Genomic DNA, 19937 nt, shown 5'->3' with positions numbered 1-19937 from the left:
GATGAGACCGGCGAGCTTGGGGCCAATCCCTCGACCCGGAAACTGCCCATCGTCCAGACAGACCAGAACAAGCCTGCTGCCTCCGGTGAAAGTGATGCCCGCCCCGGCCCCGACGGACAGAAGCAGCCCGTGACGCCCGAAGGTGCCGCCTCCAAGGCCGCACCTGCCAAGCCGGCCAATGAAGACAAGACCGCCGAGTCCGGCAAGTCTGCCTCGAAGTCGAAGACCGATGCCAAGCCGGCGCCGAAGAACACGACCGAGGCGAAAGAGGCCGGCGGCAAGCCGGATTCGAAGAACGAGAAGCCGATTCCCGCACAGTTGCCCAAATCGGCTCCGGACCAGAAGTCGCCGGAAGAGGACAAGAGGACTCCGCTGCGTGGACCGGCCAAGGCCATCGCCACGAACATGGATGCCAGCCTCTCCGTTCCCACGGCCACCAGCGTCCGCGCTGTCCCCGCAAAGCTGCTGATCGATAACCGTGTGGTCATCAACAGCAACCTGGCCCGCGCCCGCGGCGGCAAGGTTTCCTTCACGCATGTGATCGGCTACGCGATTATCCGCGCCCTGGCCCAGTTTCCCTCGCAGAACGTCTACTACGAGGAGGTCGACGGCAAGCCGACGGCCGTACAGCCTGCGCACGTGAATTTCGGCCTGGCCATCGACATGCCGAAGCCGGACGGCTCCCGCCTGCTCGTCGTGCCGAACATCAAGAAGGCCGAGACCATGAACTTCTCGGAGTTCTGGAACGCCTATGAAGTCCTGGTCAAAAAGGCCCGCGACAATAAGCTCACGGCCGAGGACTATGCAGGAACTAATATTTCGCTGACCAACCCGGGCGGAATCGGCACCGTGCACTCGGTCCCCCGCCTCAGCAAGGGCCAAGCCTGCATCATCGGTGTCGGTGCCCTCGAGTACCCTGCGGAATTCCAGGGCGCGAGCGAGAAGATGCTGGCCCAGCAGGCGATCAGCAAGACCATTACTCTGACCTCCACCTATGACCACCGTGTCATCCAGGGTGCGGGCTCCGGCGAGTTCCTGCGCATTGTCCATCAGTTGCTGCTCGGCGAGCAGAACTTCTACGACGACATCTTCGAATCGCTGCGCATCCCTTACGAGCCGGTGCGCTGGAGCTCGGACATCCAGGTCGATCCGATGGACCAGGTGAATAAGGTGGCCCGGATCCAGCAGATGATCCACGCTTACCGTGTCCGCGGCCACCTGATGGCGGACACCAACCCGCTCGAATACGTCCAGCGCCGGCACGCCGACCTGGACGTCCGAACCCATGGCCTGACCCTGTGGGATCTGGACCGCGAGTGGCCTACCGGGGGATTCGGCGGCAAGCCAGTCCTGAAGTTCCGAAACATCCTGGGCGTGCTGCGCGATGCCTACTGCCGCACCACCGGCATCGAGTACATGCACATCCAGGATCCCGAGGAGCGCCAGTGGTTCCAGGAGGAATTGGAACACCCGTACTCGAAGCCCAGCCGTGAGGAACAACTGCGCATCCTGAGCAAGTTGAACTCTGCCGAGGCCTTCGAGACTTTTCTGCAGACCAAGTTCGTGGGCCAGAAGCGCTTCAGCCTTGAAGGCGGCGAATCGCTGATCCCGATGCTGGATTCCATCATTTCCGATGCCGCCGACCAGGGCATGGACGAGGTCGCCATCGGCATGGCCCACCGCGGCCGCCTGAACGTGCTGACCAATATCGCCGGCAAGACCTATGCACAGATCTTCCGCGAGTTCGAGGGCACCCAGGACCCGCGCAGCGTGCAGGGCTCCGGTGACGTGAAGTACCACCTCGGCACAGAGGGAACCTTCACCTCCGACAATGGCAACGAGACCAAGGTTTACCTCGCCGCCAACCCCTCACATCTTGAGGCCGTTGACCCGGTCCTCGAGGGGATCGTCCGGGCCAAGCAGGACCGGCTGAACCGAGGCAGCGAAGGCTTCCCGGTACTGCCAATCATGATCCACGGCGACGCGGCCTTCGCAGGCCAGGGCGTGGTGGCGGAAACACTGAACCTCTCCCAGCTGCGCGGCTACCGCACCGGTGGAACCGTCCACATCATCGTCAATAACCAGGTTGGATTCACGACGGCGCCGGCCGCCTCGCGCTCGACCGTTTACTCGACCGACGTGGCCAAGATGGTCCAGGCGCCGATCTTCCATGTCAACGGCGATGACCCTGAAGCCGTCGTCCGGGTGGCCCAGATGGCATACGAATTCCGGCGCAAGTTCCACAAAGACGTCGTGATCGACATGGTCTGCTACCGCCGCCGCGGCCACAACGAGGGTGACGATCCTTCGATGACCCAGCCGATGATGTACAACCTGATCGAGGCCAAGCGCTCCGTCCGCAAGCTGTACACCGAGGCCCTGATCGGCCGCGGCGACATCAGCCAGGAAGAGGCCGAGCAGGCGTTGAAGGACTACCAGGAGCGGCTGGAACGCGTCTTCGCGGAAACGCACGCCGCCCAGACTTCTCCGGTTCCCGTCATCACGAACGATGCAGCTGCAGTTGCCGGCATCGAACGGCCGATCGCGCAGCAGTCGGACAATGGCGTGGGTGCTCCGGCCAGCACCGCTATCTCCGTCGATACGCTCGCCCATATCGGCTCCGCCCATACCGACGTGCCGGATAACTTCACCGTGCACCCGAAGCTGAAGGCACTGCTCGAGAAGCGTGAACAGATGTCCCGCGAGGGCGCCATCGACTGGGGCTTCGGTGAGATGGTTGCGTTCGGGTCCCTGCTGATGGAAGGTGTTCCCGTCCGGCTCGCAGGACAGGATTCACGCCGCGGAACCTTCGTGCAGCGGCACGCCGTCTTCCATGACCGTGCCACCGGCGCCGAATGGATGCCGCTGAGCAAACTGAACGAGGACCAGGCCAAGTTCTGGATCTACGATTCGCTGCTCTCCGAATTCGCCGCGATGGGCTTCGAATACGGCTACTCCGTCGAACGCCCGGATGCTCTCGTGCTGTGGGAAGCGCAGTTCGGTGACTTCGTCAATGGCGCCCAGACCATCATCGACGAGTTCATTTCCTCCGCCGAGCAGAAATGGGGTCAGCGTTCCTCACTGGTCCTGCTGCTGCCGCACGGCTATGAGGGCCAGGGGCCGGACCACTCCTCCGCCCGGATTGAACGCTTCCTGCTGATGTGTGCGGAAGACAATATGGTGGTTGCCAACCCGACCACACCGGCGTCGTACTTCCATCTGCTGCGCCGCCAGGCCTACAGCCGTCCGCGCAAACCGATGATCGTCTTCACACCGAAGCAGCTGCTGCGCTTGAAAGCGGCGGCCTCATCAGTCGAAGACTTCACCGAGGGCAACTTCCAGCCCGTCATTCCGGACGGACAGGATCTCGACGCCCAGAAGGTGGACCGCGTACTGCTCGTCTCCGGCCGGATGTACTACGACCTGCTGGCCCACCGGCAAAAGTCCGGCGATGAGCGGACGGCGCTGGTCCGTGTCGAGCAGCTTTACCCGCTGCCCGTCGACGCCATCAAGGAGACCGCGAAGAAGTACCCGAACGCTGAGCTTGTCTGGGCGCAGGACGAACCCGCCAACCAAGGCCCCTGGCCCTTCATTGGACTGAACCTGCCGACGGCTCTGGGAACCGACGTACGCCTCGTCTCCCGTCCGGCGTCTGCCTCCACCGCGAGTGGTTCAGCCAAACGCCATGCCGTGGAGCAGGAGATCCTGGTCAAGCAGGCATTCGAGCGGGACTAGAGTCTCCAGCACACAGAACCTCCACCACGCACCGGCCACTGTGCCGGCGGAAATCAACTGAAGAAGGTGTTCTTTGGAGCAACGCAGAATCCGGATTGCCGCTGTCGGCGATGAGCTGCTGGCCGGCAGCGGCGATCAGCGAGCTCTGGGGTGGTTCGGGCGGGTCCTCGCCCGGACCACCGACGACGCTGCCTCGGTGGAGGCGTTTCCTCTCGCCGTGCCCGAAGAAGGCACCGAGGCACTGGCTGCACGGTGGCTTCAGGAAGCAGAGCGCAGGTTCGACGAACGCCACGAGAACCGCCTGGTGATCGGCCTGTCGGACCGCGACCTTGACCTGGAAATTTCACCGGCACGCAGCCGCCTGAACCTGGCAAACATACTCGACGGCGCCGCCCAGTTGGGTGTGAAAGTGTTCGTCGTTGGGCCGCCACCGGGCCTTAATCCGGAGCGGAACAAGCGTCTTGGGGAGCTGTCAGCCGCCTATGGTGATGTGACGACCCGGCGCAAGCACACTTACGTCGACACGTATACACCGTTGCTCAACCATGAGCAGTGGCGGACGGATCTGGCCGGCAACGGCGGCGTCCCAGGGCAGGCCGGACATGGCCTTATCGCCTGGCTCGTACTGCACCGCGGCTGGTTCACTTGGCTGGACCTTCCCGAAGGCAGCTGACCGCGTCTGCCCCCGACGCACCGTGCGGATCTACTGGGCAACAAGTGTTGGATAAATCGCCCGAACCCACACATATTGTTCACCCAGCACAGATCACGTGCTGCACGAACACATATTGCTCAGTAGATGAGCCGTCCGCGTGCGGTTACAGTTCGGTGCTGAAGACGATCTTCCCGAAGAGGTCCCCCTCAAGCATGCGGGCGAACCCTTCCTCGGCCTTGGCCAAAGGCAACACTGCATCAATCTCGGGCCGCACGCCGGTGCTGACCATGAACTGCGCCAGCCTGCCCAGTTCATCACGGGTTCCCATCGTCGAGCCGAGAACCTTCAACTGCAGGAAGAAGACCCTGTTGAGGTCCGACGGCGGCTGCGGGCCACTGGTGGCGCCGCACGTCACCACCGCTCCCCCGGGCTTGAGGGACTTCAGGGAGTGGCTCCAGGTCGCCTCGCCTACGGAATCAAAGACGACGTCGACACGCTCGGGCAGGCGTGCACCGGCGTCGAACGCTTCCGCCGCCCCCAGTTCCACCGCACGCCGGCCCTTTTCCTCGCTGCGGCTGGTGGCCCACACCCGGTAGCCTGCCGCATTGGCAAGGGAAATCAGCGCTGTGGCCACGCCGCCACCCGCACCCTGGACCAGCACGGTGGAACCCGGTGCTGCGGGAGAGACAGTGAACAGCATCCGGTAGGCAGTCAACCACGACGTCGGCAGGCAGGCAGCCTCCTCGAAGCTGAGCTCCGGCGGCTTCGGGACCAGATTCCGCGCCGGGACCCAGACAGTTTCGGCGAAGGTTCCGGGGTGTTTTTCAGACAACAGGCTTCGCTTCGGGTCGAGCGTCTCGTCCCCGCGCCAGTCCTCCGAGGAAATTACGGCATGCACGATTACCTCGTTTCCAGCCTCGTCCACCCCTGCGGCGTCACAACCAAGGATCATCGGCAACCGGCCTTCGGCGAGGCCCACGCCGCGCAGGGACCACAGGTCGTGGTGGTTCAAAGCCGCGGCCTTCACATGGACTTTTTTGTAGCCTTCCGGTGGTTCCGGCTGGGGGATCTCGCCGGATTTCAATCCGCTGAGTGGGTTGTCCGGAGAAAATGAGTCGACATAGACGGCACGCATGGATAAGCTCCTTCGGATCGGCTGTTCCTCCATCCTAAGGCCCGGCTCCGACGACGCCGGCTGGCTTCGATTTAGGCGCTCCCCACGGGGATGTGGGAGGATATTACGGAGCTCTTTCACAGAGCAGAGCAAAGGAGGCAGCTATGAGCAAGCGAGCACGCAAGAAGCGCGACCGCAGGAAGAATGCCGCAAACCACGGTAAGCGCGCTAACACCTGAGTCTTAAACGACGATGCCCCCGCAGCCGGCAATGAGCCGGAGACGGGGGCATTGTTTTAGGTTATGGTGGTCGGCCGGCGGCGCTGTTGCTATCGGACGGCGGATCCTGGAGCGTCCGGGTTACTGGACAGCCGGGCTGGAATGCTCAGTCGTTTTGATCTCGCTGATCCGGGCCAGGATACCGGCCTTCAATGTTTCGGGTGCGACCTCTCTGCAGGACCGCTTGACCACTGTGCGGATCAGTCGTTCCAGGTCGTGTTCCTCGGTGCACTCCGGGCAGCTTTCCAAATGGTTCTTGATTTCCACAATATCGTCGTGGGAAAGCGCACCATCCAGATATTCGTACAGCTTTTCAACCCTGGAGTCGGGGCAGTCGCCCAAGTTCTCGCAGTCAGTCATTTCTTGCTCCCCTGGTATTCGCTTCCCTGCTGGCTCTGCTTGTTCACTGCGGACAGACCGCGCTCGTGCGCGTAGTCGGTCAACATCTCGCGAAGCAGTTTACGGCCGCGGTGCAGACGCGACATCACTGTGCCAATGGGAGTGTCCATAATTTCTGATATTTCCTTGTAGGCGAAGCCTTCTACATCGGAGAAGTAGACGGCCAGCCTGAATTCCTCCGGAATGGCCTGCAGCGCCCTTTTCACATCCGAGTCCGGAAGGTGGTCAAGCGCCTCCACTTCGGCCGATCGGAGACCGGAGGAGGTATGCGACTCGGATCTGGCCAGCTGCCAGTCCTCCACCTGGTCCGAATTCGACTGCAGCGGCTCGCGCTGGCGCTTCCGGTACAGGTTGATATATGTGTTGGTGAGAATCCGGTACAGCCACGCCTTCAGGTTGGTCCCGGGCTTGTACTGGTGGAACGCGGAGAACGCCTTGGTGTAGGCCTCCTGGACCAGGTCCTCGGCATCACTGGGATTGCGTGCCATCCGCATCGCAGCCGAATACAACTGATCCACATACTGCATGGCATCACGCTCGAAGCGTGCCTTGCGCTGCTCAGTGGTTTCGGTTTCCCGGTCCACCGGCGTATCGGCGCTGTCCTGTGTCTGATTACTCATCACTGACCAGTTTACGTGCTGGCGGTACTCAGGTGCCGCCACGTTCAACTGCAGGCCTTGCCCGGGGCCGGGCCCCGCTCTGCTGGCCGTTCGTTCGGCCACACTTAAAGTTGCCGACATTGCTGCCTTTCTGCTTGCCAACCGGACACGGATCCTCATCCGCCGCTTCCGGCCAGCCCTTGCCGGGCTGCACTAATAGAGGGAACAGGCCTGCCGCCGTCGTTATTCCGGAAAATAAGCCAGCTTCAGGGTAAAGGTGTGCTGAGCCGCCAAAAGGTGCAAAACTATGATGGAGTTGAGGTAGGGGAATACGGAACCAGTCAGATCCAGCCAGGAGGCATAAATGACTATTGTTCGCTTCGTTGCTCGTCCATTACTGGCCAGCAGCTTTATCGCGTCCGGAGCCGACCGGCTCAAGAACTCGGACAACACCGCCGAACAGCTGCGCCCTGTGCTTCAGCGCGCCGGCAAGACGATCCCTTCGGCCCGGTCGTTCACTGCCAACGAGCAGTTGGTTGCGAAAGTTGTGGGTGGAACACAGATCGGTGCCGGCCTGCTGCTGGGCATCGGAAAGCTTTCCCGGGTGGCTGCCCTGCTGCTCGTAGTCTCGTCGGCTCTGAACACCGTCGTCGAATACCGTTCCGCCGATGCTTCCACCAAGGAAGCCAAGACCTACCGGCGCAATCAGCTGCTGAAGAACGTTTCGCTGATCGGCGCCGTGATGCTTGCCGCCGTGGACACCAACGGACGCCCCGGTCTCGCCTGGCGCGCCGAACACCTGGCCGGTGATGCCCGCAAGAGTGCCAAGTCTCTGAGCAAGGACGCCCGTAAGCAGTGGCAAAAGGCGGATAAAGGCGTACGAAGCACTGCCTCCGACGTTTTCGGTTCCTGAACCGGATGAGCACATCGGCAGCCGCGTCGCCCGAACTCCGGCATTGGCCGGCACCGGCAGCAGCAGGGCCGGTGAATGCGACAGTCCAGGTCCCCGGTTCCAAATCCCTGACCAACCGTTACCTGCTTTTGGCTTCGGTGGCCGGTTCGCCGTCACGGCTTCGGTCGCCGCTGCATTCGCGTGACTCGCAGCTCATGGTCGCGGCGCTGAAGCAGCTCGGTGCCAGTATTGAGGAAGTTCCTGGCGAAGGCCGCTTCGGCCCGGACCTGCTCGTTACCCCGGCAGCGTTCACCGGAGACAACGACGACGGCGGCGCACCGGAGGGATCCGCCCGCTCGGTCGATTGTGGACTCGCCGGCACCGTGATGCGCTTCGTGCCTCCCGTGGCGGCCCTGCTGGCTGCGGACACCCGCTTCGACGGCGACCCGCAGGCGCGCAAACGCCCGATGGGCGCCATCGTCGAAGCCCTGCGTGGCCTCGGTGTGCCGGTCGACGACGGCGGCTCGGGTTCGCTGCCCTTCACCGTCCACGGCAGCGGCTCCGTCGAAGGCGGCTCCCTGACCATCGATGCGAGCGCATCATCCCAGTTCGTGTCCGCCCTGTTGCTGGCGGCCCCCCGCTTCAGGCAGGGCCTTGAGCTCCGGCATTCCGGCCCCGCAGTGCCGAGCCTGCCGCATGTTGAGATGACCGTACAGGTCCTGCGCGGCCTTGGTGTTGATGTCGATGATTCGGAACCGGATTGCTGGAAGGTCCGGCCCGGAACCATCGCGGGATTCGACGTGGACATCGAACCGGACCTGTCCAACGCCGGTCCCTTCCTCGCAGCCGCTGTTGCCACTGCCGGAACCGTGAGCGTTCCAAACTGGCCGGAAACCACCACCCAGGGTGGCGACCACTGGCGCCACATCCTCACAGCGCTGGGGGCCGACGTCCGCTATGAGGACAACACCCTCCAGGTGACCGGCGGCGCCTCTGTTAACGGCGTGGACCTGGACCTGTCCGAGGCCGGCGAGCTGGCCCCCACCGTCGCGGCCTTGAGCGCCCTGGCGACCGGACCCTCGCGCCTGCGCGGCATCGGACACCTGCGCGGCCACGAGACCGACCGGCTGGCGGCCCTGGTGACCGAGATCAACAGGCTCGGCGGCGATGCGGCCGAAACCTCCGATGGCATCACCGTCACGCCGGCTCCACTGCACGGTGGCGTCTTCCATTCCTATGACGATCACCGGATGGCCACCGCCGGTGCCATTATTGGGCTCCTCGTCGATGGCGTTGAAGTGGAAAACATCGGCACGACGGCGAAGACGATGCCGGAGTTCGCGCAGCTCTGGCAGCAGATGCTGGCCGCGAAGGATCACACGGGTGGCGCGTAGCAGCCGGAGTTGGGACGAGTCCGATGTCCGCATCCGCCCAAATAAAAAGGGCTCACGCCCCCGGACGAAGGACCGCCCGGCCCATGCCGACGCGGTAGTGGGCCGCGTCGTTACAGTCGACCGCGGACGCTACACCACCGTGGTGGCCGAAGACACCGAGAACGAGCGGGTGGTCATCGCCGCGCGCGCCCGTGAACTGCGCCGCACCCCCGTCGTCGCCGGCGATCTGGTTGGCCTCGTCGGAGATGTAACCGGCGCTCCCGACACCCTCGCCCGCCTGGTGCGCGTGGAGGAGCGGACGACGGTGTTGCGGCGCAGCGCAGATGACACGGATCCGGTCGAGCGCGTCGTCGTTGCCAATGCGGACCAGCTGGTCATCGTGGTCGCCGCCGCCAACCCGGAGCCGCGGACGGGATTCATCGACCGCACCCTCGTCGCCGCCTATGACGCGGGTATCGATCCGCTGCTGTGTGTCACCAAAACGGATCTCAAGGACCCGGCCGGACTGCTGGCCAACTATGACTATCTGGACCTCACGGTCGTCACCAGTGGAACCGCCGGCGCCGGCCAGCCTGCAGAAGGATCCGACGACGACCCGCCGCTGCTGCTTGATGCGGCGGCCGTTTCCGAATTGCGCAGCCATCTGGCCGGCAAGGTAAGTGTCCTGCTGGGCCACTCCGGCGTCGGCAAATCCACCATGGTCAATGCGCTGACGGGCGCCCACCGGGCCACCGGCGGCGTCAATGCCGTCACGGGCCGTGGCCGCCACACCTCGTCGTCGGCCCTGGCGCTGCGGGTCGAACAATCCCCTGGCAGCTGGATTATCGACACTCCCGGCATCCGCTCCTTCGGCCTCGCACACGTGGATCCGGACCGGATTCTGCAGGCGTTCCCCGATCTGGAACCGGGCACCGCAGCCTGCGCGCGGGGCTGCAAGCACGACGACGACGCCGTCAACTGTGGACTGGACGGGTGGGTGGCCAGCGGCGAGGCGGGCGAGGCCGGCGCCGCCCGGTTGATATCGTTGCGGCGGCTGCTCGGCACCGGATTCAAGGTGCAGGCCAAGGAACTCGGACTTTACTGACCCGGCCCGGTGATCGGACCTCCCATAACCGGGAAGAAAATAGCGATAGCGTGAACCTATGAACCACGCGCCGCAAACCTATAATGACGACCTACGGCTGGCCCATGTCATGGCCGACTCCGTAGATGCCCAAACAATGGACCGTTTCAAGGCCCAGGACCTCCAAGTCGAGACCAAAGGCGATCTCAGTCCCGTCACGGACGCCGACAAGACCGCTGAGGAAGCGATCCGGGGACAGCTCTCCCGTGCCCGTCCGCGGGATGCCGTGCTGGGCGAGGAGTTCGGCAGCAGCGGCGCCGGGTCCCGTCGCTGGATCATAGACCCGATCGACGGAACCAAGAATTTCATGCGCGGCGTCCCGGTCTGGGCGACGCTGATCGCGCTGGTCGACGAGGGCCAGCCCGTGGTCGGACTGGTCAGCGCCCCGGCACTCGGAAAACGCTGGTGGGCGGCCAAGGGCACCGGCGCGTTCATGGGCAAGTCATTGGCGACGGCGATCCGGCTGCGGGTCTCCAATGTCGGCGAGCTTTCCGACGCGTCGATGTCTTATTCCAGCCTGGCCGGGTGGAAGAAGCGCGGAAACTTCGACGAGTTCCTGTCCCTGACCGACGACGTCTGGCGCACGCGCGCGTTCGGTGACTTTTGGTCGTACTGCATGGTCGCCGAAGGCGTCGTCGATATCGCATGTGAACCTGAACTGAACCTCTACGACATGGCCGCGCTGGTTCCGATTGTTACGGAAGCCGGCGGCCGCTTCACCTCCCTCGATGGAGCCGACGGCCCATTCGGCGGCAATGCGCTGGCGACCAATTCCATCCTGCACACGGAGGTTCTGCACCGGCTCAACCCGCAGGTGGATGACCTGCTCTAAAAGGACCGGTCGCGGTTCCCCTATGATTTAAGCATGCCTGTGTTGTAAATTTAGGTATGCCGAAATTCCGCAGCGCACTCGCTTTGGTGGCTGCGCTGTGCCTGGGTCTTGCAGGTTGTTCCGCTCCCACGGGCAATAGCTCCGAAGGCCGCGCTTCCGCCACGGAAAAACCGCTGGTACTGACGACATTCACAGTGCTGGCGGACATGGCACGCCAGGTTGGCGGGGAGCATGTCCGGGTGGAATCGATTACCAAAGTTGGAGCCGAGATCCACGGCTACGAACCGACTCCCTCCGACCTGAAGTACGCTGCCGACGCCGACCTGATACTGGATAACGGACTGGGTCTGGAGCGCTGGTTCAAGCGCTTCGTCGCATCGGTCGAAGCTCCGCATGCAGTGTTGTCGACCGGTATCGACCCGATCCCCATCACCGTTGGTGAGTACGAAGGCGAGGCCAATCCGCACGCCTGGATGTCGCCGCACGCCGGCCAAGTGTATGTCGATAATATCGTCAAAGCCCTAAGCCGCCTCGATCCCAAGCATGCCGAGGACTTCCAGGCCAACGGCGAACGCTACAACGCAAGGCTTGAGCAGCTCATGGACAGCCTTGAAGGTACTTTTCCGCCCAAGGCGGCGCTGGTCACCTGCGAAGGAGCCTTCTCATACCTCGCGCGGGATGCGTCACTGCGGGAGCGCTACCTTTGGCCGGTCAATTCGGACACGCAAGGAACTCCAGGCCAGATCACGGACCTTATCGATTTCATAGAACGACGCGATGTTCCAGCCGTCTTCTGCGAGTCTACGGTCAGCGCGGACGCGCAGGAACAGGTGGCTCAAGCAACCGGCGCCCGGCTCATCACGCCGTTATACGTCGATTCCCTGTCGGAACCCGACGGACCCGTGCCCAGCTACTTGGAGCTGCTGCGCCACGACATCAACTTGATCAAGGAGGGGCTGGCCGGTGAAGACGCCAACGCGGATGGATAAGGCCCGCACGCCCGTGGCCGTGGATCCTCCCGCCATCACCATCGACACACTCACTGTGCGGTACGGCGACGTCCTGGCACTGCAGTCGGTCGACATGATCCTGCAGCAGGGCCGGATCTGCGGATTGATCGGAGTCAACGGCTCCGGCAAGTCCACGCTCTTCAAGTCCATCATGGGCCTCGTCACGCCGAGTTCGGGAACCGTGAAACTGTTCGGCAATAGCCCCAGGTTCTCCCGGAAGAACAACCTGCTGACCTATGTTCCACAATCCGAGGACGTCGACTGGACCTTCCCGGTCTCCGTGCACGACGTCGTCATGATGGGCCGCTACGGGCATCTTGGTCCGATGCGCCGCCCGCACGCCGAGGACCGCGACGCCGTCGAATACGCCTTGGACCGGGTAGGGCTCACAGAACTGGCAGGCAGGCAGATTGGCGAACTCTCCGGCGGACAGCGCAAGCGTGCCTTCGTGGCGCGCGGCATTGCCCAGCAGGCGAAGCTGATGTTGCTGGATGAGCCGTTCGCCGGCGTCGACAGGACTTCGGAGGCCACCATGACCGGATTGCTGCAGCAGCTGCGCGGTGAAGGAAAGACCATTCTGATCTCCACCCACGATCTTGCCGGCATTCCCAAGTTCTGCGACGAAGCGCTGCTCCTGCACCAGCGCGTCCTCGCGCACGGAAATCCCGAAGACGTATTGACCACGGACAATCTGGCCCGCGCGTTCGGGGAAGGAGCCGGTAGTGGACCTGCTTAACTGGCTGGCCGAACCGATGCTGTACGGCTTCATGACGCGTGCCCTGATCGTCACTGTGGCGGCAGCCCTGGTCTGCTCGATACTCTCCTGTTGGCTGATCCTGATGGGCTGGTCGCTGATGGGCGACGCCGTCTCCCATGCCGTCCTTCCCGGCGTCGCCCTCGCCTACATCCTGGGACTGCCATTTTCCATTGGAGCGTTCGTCTTCGGCGCCGGAGCCGTCGCGCTGATCGGCGTCGTCCGTTCCACCACAAAGCTGAAGTCCGACACGGTCATCGGCGTCGTTTTCACGGCCCTCTTCGCCGCCGGACTGGCCATCATCTCGAAAACACCGAGCCAGACTGATCTGGGGCATATCCTGTTCGGCAATGTCCTTGGCGTGACCGATGGTGAGTTCCGCCAGGTCCTCGTCCTGGGGGCAATCACCCTGGCTGCGCTGCTGTTTAAACGCCACGACCTGACCCTCTACGCCTTCGACCGTACACACGCCCACGCCCTGGGCATCAACACCAAGTGGTTGTCCACGCTCCTGCTTGGGCTGCTGGCCCTGACCGTCGTCGTCGCCCTGCAGGCTGTCGGCATCATTCTCGTCGTCGCAATGCTCATTACCCCGGGCGCGACGGCGTTCCTGCTCACCCGCCGCTTTCCAGTGATGCTCGGCGCGGCGGCGGGAATCAGCGTCCTGACGGCGGTGATCGGCATCTACGCCAGCTACTACTGGGACATGTCCACCGGTGCCTCCGTCGTCCTGGCGCAGTCCGGCGTTTTCGTGCTCGCGTATTTGCTCGCCCCACGCAGCGGGATGCTGTCCCAATGGCGGATCCGCCGGGCCGCGGGCCGCCGCACGACCGAAGTGAGGACAGCAGCATGAGCCCGGCCGCCAGGAACTCCCCCGGATTGAGCAGCGACTCCGCGAGCGTGCAGGATTACGTCAAGGTCATCTACGCCTTCACCGAATGGCAGGACAAACCGGTCACCATGACCGCCTTGGCCGCACGGCTGAAGGTCGCGAACTCGTCCGTGACCGAGATGGTGCGCAAACTCGTTGATCTGGGACTGGCCAACCATAAGCCCTACAACCCGGTCGAATTGACCCCGGAAGGCCTCCGGCTGGCCTTGTTGATGGTCCGCCGGCACCGGTTGCTGGAGACCTATCTGGTCCACGAGCTCGGCTACGGCTGGGACGAGGTCCATAATGAGGCGGAGCTGCTCGAGCACACCGTCTCCGATACATTGGTCGACCGGATGTCGGCCCGCCTCGGTCATCCGGACCGGGACCCGCATGGCGATCCGATCCCGTCAGCGGACGGCACTATTGAGCTGCCCGCCGCGCACGTCCTCAGCACGTTGGACGAAGGACATCAGGGGCGCGTTGCCCGGATCAGCGACGCCAATCCTCACTTGTTGCGCTACCTCAGCGACGAGGAGATCCGGCTCGACACGGCCGTGACGATGCTGGGCCGCAAACCCTTCGGTGGCGCGCTGACAGTGCAGGTTGGCTCAGGAGGGCGGGTCCGCGAACTGGATCTGGGGGACGAACTTGCCGCTTCGGTCTGGGTGATGACCGAAGGCAGGCATGAGGGCTGCACGCTGGAAAAATCATAACGACGCCGGCACTTCAGTGTCGTGCCCGGCCATCAGCCAACTATCAGGCAGCGTCATTAGGCTCGTATTGTGTTGGCCACACCGGCGCATAATCGTGACGCCAAACCGATAGGCTCGAGCCAGCACCCACCGGCATTAAGGAGACCATCAATGGCGACCCTCGGTATTGAAGAAGAGTACCTGCTCCTGGATCCAAAGTCGCTGTTTCCGGCCTGGGTCAGCGCGGAGGTTTCCGGTTTCATCCATGGAACCGGGCAGGTCGCCGACGAGGACGTCCAACGCGAGCTCCTGAGCTGCCAGCTCGAAACCGCCACTCCGGTCTGCAACACCCTTGAAGAAGCCGGAGAGGCTCTGCTGCACTTCCGGAAAGAACTCTCCGCCGCCGCCATGAAGGCAGGTGCGCGGGCCTCCAGCTCCTCCACCGCGCCGCGGGCAGAAGCCGGTCCTGCTGAACCTACCGATAAGCAGCGGTACTACGATCTGAAGGAAGACGCGCAGGAAGTTGCCACGGACCAATACGTCAATGGGCTGCATGTGCACGTCGGAATTCCGGACCGCGATACCGGCGTCAGGGCGTTGAACCGGATCCGGGCCTGGTTGCCCGCGATCGTGGCCCTTAGTGTCAACTCTCCGCTGTGGCAGGACCACGACACCGGTTTTGCCAGCTGGCGCACCATCCACTTCCGCCGCTGGCCGCTCCAAGGCTGTCCGCCGGAGTTCGCCGACGCCGACGATTATGACCGCAGGGTCCAACGCATGCTGGGCATTGGCGCGATTATTGATACCGGCCTGGTGACCTGGCTGGCCCGCCTGTCGGAGAACTATCCGACGATTGAGGTACGGGCAGCGGACTCGCAACTGGAAGTGAAGGATACGTTGCTGCTGGCCGGCATAATCCGCGGTCTTATCGTCACTGCCATCAACGATGTCCAGACCCGGCAGCCCTACGGGAGCGCAGATCCTGAACTGCTTGAGGGCGCGGTCTGGCAGTCCGCCAGATACGGTCTAAGCGGAAATCTGGTACTGGTCAGTGAGGGCGTCCTGAAGCCGGCGCGGGAGGTCATCGGCACCCTGCTCGAATACATCAGCCCGGCGCTGGACGAAGCCGGCGACACCGAAACCGTCAAAGCCGGAGTCGAGCGGCTCTTCGATTCCGGAACGGGAGACGTCCGGCAACGGGCCGCAATGGACCACGGCGGATTACCGGCGCTGATGGACCTCTACACGACGTCGCTCATCGCCGAATAGTCTTCCCGCACTATTTCAACATCCCACACTATTCGGGACGGGACAGATTCCTGGTCGCGGGACCTTCGAGGAGCTCGCCGGCGCAGGTGAAGCGTGAGCCGTGAAGCGGGCAGTCCCAGGATTGCTCGGCATTGTTCCAAGACAAAATTCCATGCATGTGCGGGCAGACCGCTCCCACCCGCCGCGTTTGCCCATCCACGGTGCTGATGCCTACCGGATGTACGCCTTCCCGCACCACAACGCCCTCACCCTCTGCCGGCGTCGTTCCCTCATCCTTGTTCATGGCCGTACGCAGCCAGTCCGAAACCATATGGGCGCCGACCTTGGCATTGAGCGAGGCCCCGTTGCCCAGCGTGGCCGGCGGCAGCGGCCGGTGGGCCAGTTCGTCTGCCCAGGGCATGTGTCCACCGAGGATCCGGCCGCTCAGCGTCATGGCGGCAGCAATCGAGTTCGTCATGCCCCACTTGTTGTAGCCGGTGGCCACAAAGATGTGTTCCTGTCCGGGAAGGATCGGTCCCACGTAGGGCAGCAAATCCAGCGGACGATAGTCCTGGGCTGACCAGGAATGCGTCAACTCGGCTCCCGGGAAGTGACGTTCGGTCCAGCGCCGCAGGTCCTCGACCGAGCCGCGTTCGGACGGCTCCCTGCCCACGATATGCCCATTGCCGCCGACCAACAGACTGGTGCTGCCGCCGGTGTCCGCTGTCCGCAGTGACCGCGAGGGACTGTCGACTGACAGGTACATGCCCTGCGGTATTTCGCCGGGAACCTGGAATGCGAGGGCGTAGGACCGGCTCGGCTCCAGTGCGGCGAAATAGCCGCCGCGGTCAAGGATCGGCGTGCCGGTCGCCAGGACCACCTTGGTGGTCAGCACGTCACCGGCGGTTGTCTGAACACTGCGCAATGGTCCCGAATTGAGCCCGCCCTCGTGGTTTGTGCTGACGCCCTGCACGCGGACATTTTCATGCATCACTCCCCCATGGCCGCGGAAATCGCGGGCCAGGGCGGCGAGAATATCCATCGGGTCGAACTGGTACTGCCCCGCGAGCTTGACTGCCCCATGCGTCGTGTAGGGCAGCTCGAGGTCTGTCTCAAGGGTCGCGTCAAGGCCGGCCTGCCGTGCTGCGTCATACTCGGCGTCGACCGTCTCCCTGCCGTTGGCGTTGCCGGCATAGCTGAACGCATCGCGCTGCACTATTCCGATTCCGCGTTCCTCGCAGTACCGGACGAGCCACTGCTGCCCTTCCCTGTTCCCGCTGACGTAGGCCTTGGCAATATCAAGTGAGTGCCGCCTGAGGATGCTCGACAGCGACGCGCCCTGCAACAGGCTCAATTTCGCCGTCGTATTGCCGGTTGTCACGGCGCCAACATGGCGGGCTTCGAGAACTGCCACCCGTTGCCCTGCCCTGGCGAGCAGCAGAGCCGTGGCAAGGCCCGTCATACCGGCGCCAACGACGACGGTGTCATACCTGGCTCCCGGAACGAACTCATCCGCGGCAACAGGCGTGTAGTGGTCCAACCAAAGCGAAGTCATTGACAGTATCCGTTCTCTTGAACGTTCGAGTGGCCGTGTGCTCCCAACCTATGGCCGCCGTCGTCTATGTGCAACAGCGTTGACCGGACCCGGGCAGCGGAGCACTAATGGGACTGCCCCGGTCCTGCTGCTAGCTGGAGCCGCGTTTCGCCAACCCGATCATCAGCAGCGGCAGGCCAACGATCAGCGGAACGAGAGTAAAGAGGGTGTGGGTTCCACCCGTAATGCCCATGTAGAGGACGAACAGGAACGTCCCGACGACGAACACGAGTCCTGCGAAAATCATGCCTCCGCCTTTGCGCGGGGGCAGTCCTTCCGACCACGGATGAATATGGTTCGTGCTGTCCATATAACTGAGCATAGTCCTCAAGGTTTCTTCAAGGCTCCCCCTGCAAGCTGTGAAGGTCCAGGAGGGCGAATAAAACCAGGTTGCACCGAAGTTGAGCAGCCGGCGCTGGCAGTGAAAGGTCTCATCCGATGGCTACGAACAAGAGCTCAGAAGCATCCCGCAACGGTGTGGGATTTGGTCGTGCAGCCGCGATGGTCGCAGCATGCGGACTCATCCTGGGTGTGAGTGGAACTTCTTCCTCCGCGCCCACAATCGCTGGACTGCAGCTTTCATCCGGCAATCTCCAGGACTCATCCGGCGTGGCCGTTCCGGCCAGCGCCGTCCTATCCTTCCGTCCACCCGTCACCATCATGGCCGACGGCGCGACGGGCGCCGGGCTTGTTCCCGGTCTCGGAGGGCTCCCCGGACTTCCTGGCTCCCCCGGTTCCCCCGGATTACCAGGAAGCCCGGGGTTCTCCGGTCTTGCCAGCGGAAGCAGCGTTCCCGGAAGCAACCTGTTTGTCCAGCCGGGTCCTGCATCTGCCCGGGGAAGCCTGGCCGCCGTCGTCCCCTATGCCCACCAAGGCCTGGGCCACCCGTACGTCTGGGGCGGCACCAGCTTCACCAGTGGCTGGGACTGTTCCGGTTTTGTCCAGTGGGCATTCGCCCAGGCAGGTTTCCAAATGCCGCGCGTGAGCCAGTGGGAAGGCATGCAGCCGACGCAGAATCCCTCACCAGGCGACTTGGTGACGCAGCGTCCCGACGGGCCCAACCACTGGGCGCACGTGGGAATCTACATCGGCGACGGCATGATGATCAGTGCCCTCAATCCCGATCAGGGAACCATAATCCACTCGATCGGGCCGGCCGGCACATCGTGGTTCTTCACCCTTCCCGGCACTGCGCGGAGCGGACCTGATCCCTCGGACGCTCCCGGTTCGGGTCTCAGCGCTTCTGTCCCCAGGTCCGGCCTTAGCGCCACTGTCCCCGGGCTGAGTTTCCCCTCCGTGTCGAGCACGACCGGTGGTTCCTCGGGCGACTCCTCGGTAAACGCTTCCAACCAGCGGAACGACGGCCCGTCCAAGTCAGGCAAGTCGAAGTCACACGACCCGGCGTCCGGAAACAAGTCAGGCTCGGGAACGAACACGGACCGCAATTCGAATCAGGGCGGCACCGGGCGGGCGGATCATGGTACGACGCCGGTCAAGGACGCCGCTGAGAGATTAGCCACCGCGGACAAGAGCGGCCCCGGGAAGCCGGGCAAGTCGAAGCCGTCGCACGACAAGACGCCCGGCAATAAGCCAGGCTCGGGAACGAATACGAACAATAACTCGAAGCCGGGCGGTACGGGAACAACGCCTCCAGCTACGACGCCTGGCGGCACGGGCACGACGAACCCGAAGCCGACGCCCGGTACGGACCCTGGCACCGTTACTCCCCCCGCGACGAATAAGCCGAATCCCAAGCCGGTTGCGACGACACCACCTGTCCAGACACCACCGCCTGTCAAGACACCACCGCCTGTCACGACGCCACCCGCGGACCCAACTCCGCCCCCGGCGCCGAAACCGGCGCCGAAACCGGCGCCGAAACCGGTTCCGAAACCGAAACCAACAGTTGAGCAGCCGCCTCCGGCACCTGTTACCGAACAACCGGCAACGTCAGCACCACCAACGACTCCGGCCACGCCGGCAGTTCTAACGCCCGAGCAAGTCCAAGCCCTCCTAATCAAGGGAACCGCGGCCCTCGCTGCGGGAGGACCAGGGGCGCTGGGAACTCCCGTCTCAGCACCGCAGGTCGGCGACCTCGTCTACTATCCGGGCGATGGACCCATCCCGGCCAGGGTCGGCGTTTTCCTTGGTGATGGAACGGTTCTCCTCAACGGTGCCGCGGCTCCATCTCCCGTGGAAGCCGGCGCCGCCTACCACCGGGGTAGCTAAAGCTACGAAGCCCCGTCCCTGCCTCGAAGAGTTAGGGACGGGGCTTTCTCCTGCGCGGGAAGAATGCAGGCGCTACGGGACCGGCTTTTCAGCGGCGGCAGCAATGTCATCGAGGTCGACACGCATAGCCTTCGAGGCCGCACGCAGTCCGAGCTTGCCGAACACTTTCCAAACAAAGCCCTGCCAGCGGGAATCCGAAACCAGCTCGCCGGCGAATACCAAGCTCAGCAGGCCCCCCGGCCCGTCCGGCACAACGGTGAATGTCGTCGTGTAATGGGTGCCCGCCGATTCAGCCTCTACAACGGTGCTGTTCGGGGCATCAGCCGCTGTCACCCACATTTCCTCGGTGGCCTTCTTGCCGAACAATGTGCGGGTCTCGCGCCACCGGGTGCCGACGCCGTAGGGCGGCTGGCTGAGCACCTCGACACGGTCCACGCCGCTGAGCGTGTCAGCCGCGCCGGGATTATCGGTAAGCACCCGCCAAACCTGTGCGGGCGTGGCGGCCACATGGCGGG

General features: G+C 63.6%; 19 protein-coding genes. 13 read left to right on the top strand and 6 right to left on the bottom strand.

Annotated elements, in window-relative coordinates:
* Both Y707_RS27065 and Y707_RS0117170 read left to right on the top strand, forming a co-directional pair.
* On the top strand, positions 1–3735 hold a 3735-nt coding region (locus tag Y707_RS27065), incomplete at its 5' end, for a multifunctional oxoglutarate decarboxylase/oxoglutarate dehydrogenase thiamine pyrophosphate-binding subunit/dihydrolipoyllysine-residue succinyltransferase subunit (RefSeq protein WP_442853307.1).
* Positions 3736–3808: 73 nt separating this feature from the next.
* The gene (locus Y707_RS0117170; protein ID WP_026535991.1) at positions 3809–4408 is read left to right on the top strand and encodes a GDSL-type esterase/lipase family protein; all 600 of its coding nucleotides are present in this window, start codon (positions 3809–3811) and stop codon (positions 4406–4408) included.
* Between the two features lie 145 nt (positions 4409–4553).
* Here Y707_RS0117170 and Y707_RS0117165 read toward each other — a convergent pair whose 3' ends face one another.
* Complete coding sequence (locus Y707_RS0117165; RefSeq protein WP_026535990.1) at positions 4554–5525, bottom strand: zinc-binding dehydrogenase; 972 nt, start codon at positions 5523–5525, stop codon at positions 4554–4556.
* Positions 5526–5668: 143 nt separating this feature from the next.
* Here Y707_RS0117165 and Y707_RS33545 point away from each other — a divergent pair, with 143 nt between their 5' ends.
* Positions 5669–5743, top strand: a complete 75-nt coding sequence (locus Y707_RS33545; RefSeq protein WP_442853308.1) for a 50S ribosomal protein bL37 — start codon at positions 5669–5671, stop codon at positions 5741–5743.
* Positions 5744–5863: 120 nt separating this feature from the next.
* On the opposite strand, the gene rsrA is transcribed toward Y707_RS33545, so the two are convergent.
* Both rsrA and Y707_RS27060 read right to left on the bottom strand, forming a co-directional pair.
* Positions 5864–6142, bottom strand: coding sequence for a mycothiol system anti-sigma-R factor (rsrA, locus tag Y707_RS0117160; protein WP_026535989.1), 279 nt, complete (start codon positions 6140–6142; stop codon positions 5864–5866).
* The gene (locus tag Y707_RS27060; protein WP_173401470.1) at positions 6139–6801 is read right to left on the bottom strand and encodes a sigma-70 family RNA polymerase sigma factor; all 663 of its coding nucleotides are present in this window, start codon (positions 6799–6801) and stop codon (positions 6139–6141) included. The genes rsrA and Y707_RS27060 overlap by 4 nt, the downstream gene beginning before the upstream one ends.
* 343 nt (positions 6802–7144) lie before the next feature.
* Here Y707_RS27060 and Y707_RS0117150 point away from each other — a divergent pair, with 343 nt between their 5' ends.
* From Y707_RS0117150 to Y707_RS0117110, 9 genes are all read left to right on the top strand, one after another.
* Positions 7145–7693: a DoxX family protein gene (locus tag Y707_RS0117150; protein ID WP_026535988.1), complete on the top strand. Its 549-nt coding sequence runs from the start codon at positions 7145–7147 to the stop codon at positions 7691–7693.
* A 5-nt stretch (positions 7694–7698) separates the two neighbouring features.
* Positions 7699–9066: a 3-phosphoshikimate 1-carboxyvinyltransferase gene (gene aroA, locus Y707_RS0117145; protein ID WP_026535987.1), complete on the top strand. Its 1368-nt coding sequence runs from the start codon at positions 7699–7701 to the stop codon at positions 9064–9066.
* Complete coding sequence (rsgA, locus tag Y707_RS0117140; protein WP_026535986.1) at positions 9056–10150, top strand: ribosome small subunit-dependent GTPase A; 1095 nt, start codon at positions 9056–9058, stop codon at positions 10148–10150. Before aroA ends, rsgA begins: the two co-directional genes overlap by 11 nt.
* A 58-nt stretch (positions 10151–10208) precedes the next feature.
* Positions 10209–11021 (top strand): histidinol-phosphatase, encoded by an 813-nt coding sequence (gene hisN / locus Y707_RS0117135; RefSeq protein ID WP_026535985.1) that lies wholly within the window; start codon positions 10209–10211, stop codon positions 11019–11021.
* Between the two features lie 56 nt (positions 11022–11077).
* Complete coding sequence (locus Y707_RS0117130; protein ID WP_026535984.1) at positions 11078–12010, top strand: metal ABC transporter substrate-binding protein; 933 nt, start codon at positions 11078–11080, stop codon at positions 12008–12010.
* Between the two features lie 19 nt (positions 12011–12029).
* A complete protein-coding gene (locus Y707_RS0117125; RefSeq protein WP_035782343.1) occupies positions 12030–12767 on the top strand; it encodes a metal ABC transporter ATP-binding protein in 738 nt (245 codons plus the stop codon).
* A complete protein-coding gene (locus Y707_RS0117120) occupies positions 12754–13638 on the top strand; it encodes a metal ABC transporter permease (protein WP_026535982.1) in 885 nt (294 codons plus the stop codon). The genes Y707_RS0117125 and Y707_RS0117120 overlap by 14 nt, the downstream gene beginning before the upstream one ends.
* Positions 13635–14372 carry a metal-dependent transcriptional regulator gene (locus tag Y707_RS0117115; RefSeq protein ID WP_035782294.1) on the top strand — a complete coding sequence of 246 codons (738 nt, stop codon included), beginning with the start codon at positions 13635–13637 and terminating at the stop codon, positions 14370–14372. The genes Y707_RS0117120 and Y707_RS0117115 overlap by 4 nt, the downstream gene beginning before the upstream one ends.
* 150 nt (positions 14373–14522) lie before the next feature.
* The gene (locus Y707_RS0117110) at positions 14523–15620 is read left to right on the top strand and encodes a carboxylate-amine ligase (RefSeq protein ID WP_026535980.1); all 1098 of its coding nucleotides are present in this window, start codon (positions 14523–14525) and stop codon (positions 15618–15620) included.
* Positions 15621–15648: 28 nt separating this feature from the next.
* Here the strand turns inward: Y707_RS0117110 and Y707_RS0117105 are convergent, their stop codons facing one another.
* Both Y707_RS0117105 and Y707_RS0117100 read right to left on the bottom strand, forming a co-directional pair.
* Positions 15649–17154, bottom strand: coding sequence for an FAD-dependent oxidoreductase (locus Y707_RS0117105; protein WP_026535979.1), 1506 nt, complete (start codon positions 17152–17154; stop codon positions 15649–15651).
* 130 nt (positions 17155–17284) lie between these two features.
* Positions 17285–17503, bottom strand: coding sequence for a hypothetical protein (locus Y707_RS0117100; RefSeq protein WP_155853088.1), 219 nt, complete (start codon positions 17501–17503; stop codon positions 17285–17287).
* A 128-nt stretch (positions 17504–17631) separates the two neighbouring features.
* On the opposite strand from Y707_RS0117100, the gene Y707_RS32280 reads away from it, so the two are divergent.
* Positions 17632–19422, top strand: a complete 1791-nt coding sequence (locus Y707_RS32280) for a C40 family peptidase (RefSeq protein WP_051442142.1) — start codon at positions 17632–17634, stop codon at positions 19420–19422.
* A gap of 72 nt (positions 19423–19494) precedes the next feature.
* Here Y707_RS32280 and Y707_RS0117090 read toward each other — a convergent pair.
* A partial coding sequence (locus tag Y707_RS0117090) for an SRPBCC family protein (RefSeq protein ID WP_333782856.1) occupies positions 19495–19937 on the bottom strand: 443 nt, incomplete at its 5' end.

The organism is Arthrobacter sp. H14, from assembly GCF_000520495.1.
In the GTDB taxonomy this organism is placed as follows: domain Bacteria; phylum Actinomycetota; class Actinomycetes; order Actinomycetales; family Micrococcaceae; genus Arthrobacter_C.
This window is presented reverse-complemented; position numbering and strand designations above follow the sequence as displayed.

Excerpts from the sequence above, each read along its gene's own strand:
- Y707_RS0117165 (WP_026535990.1), bottom strand. The coding sequence starts at position 5,525 with ATGCGTGCCGTCTATGTCGACTCATTTTCTCCGGACAACCCACTCAGC.
- rsrA (WP_026535989.1), bottom strand. The coding sequence starts at position 6,142 with ATGACTGACTGCGAGAACTTGGGCGACTGCCCCGACTCCAGGGTTGAA.
- Y707_RS27060 (WP_173401470.1), bottom strand. The coding sequence starts at position 6,801 with ATGAGTAATCAGACACAGGACAGCGCCGATACGCCGGTGGACCGGGAA.
- Y707_RS0117150 (WP_026535988.1), top strand. The coding sequence starts at position 7,145 with ATGACTATTGTTCGCTTCGTTGCTCGTCCATTACTGGCCAGCAGCTTT.
- aroA (WP_026535987.1), top strand. The coding sequence starts at position 7,699 with ATGAGCACATCGGCAGCCGCGTCGCCCGAACTCCGGCATTGGCCGGCA.
- hisN (WP_026535985.1), top strand. The coding sequence starts at position 10,209 with ATGAACCACGCGCCGCAAACCTATAATGACGACCTACGGCTGGCCCAT.
- Y707_RS0117130 (WP_026535984.1), top strand. The coding sequence starts at position 11,078 with ATGCCGAAATTCCGCAGCGCACTCGCTTTGGTGGCTGCGCTGTGCCTG.
- Y707_RS0117115 (WP_035782294.1), top strand. The coding sequence starts at position 13,635 with ATGAGCCCGGCCGCCAGGAACTCCCCCGGATTGAGCAGCGACTCCGCG.
- Y707_RS0117110 (WP_026535980.1), top strand. The coding sequence starts at position 14,523 with ATGGCGACCCTCGGTATTGAAGAAGAGTACCTGCTCCTGGATCCAAAG.
- Y707_RS0117105 (WP_026535979.1), bottom strand. The coding sequence starts at position 17,154 with ATGACTTCGCTTTGGTTGGACCACTACACGCCTGTTGCCGCGGATGAG.
- Y707_RS0117100 (WP_155853088.1), bottom strand. The coding sequence starts at position 17,503 with ATGGACAGCACGAACCATATTCATCCGTGGTCGGAAGGACTGCCCCCG.
- Y707_RS32280 (WP_051442142.1), top strand. The coding sequence starts at position 17,632 with ATGGCTACGAACAAGAGCTCAGAAGCATCCCGCAACGGTGTGGGATTT.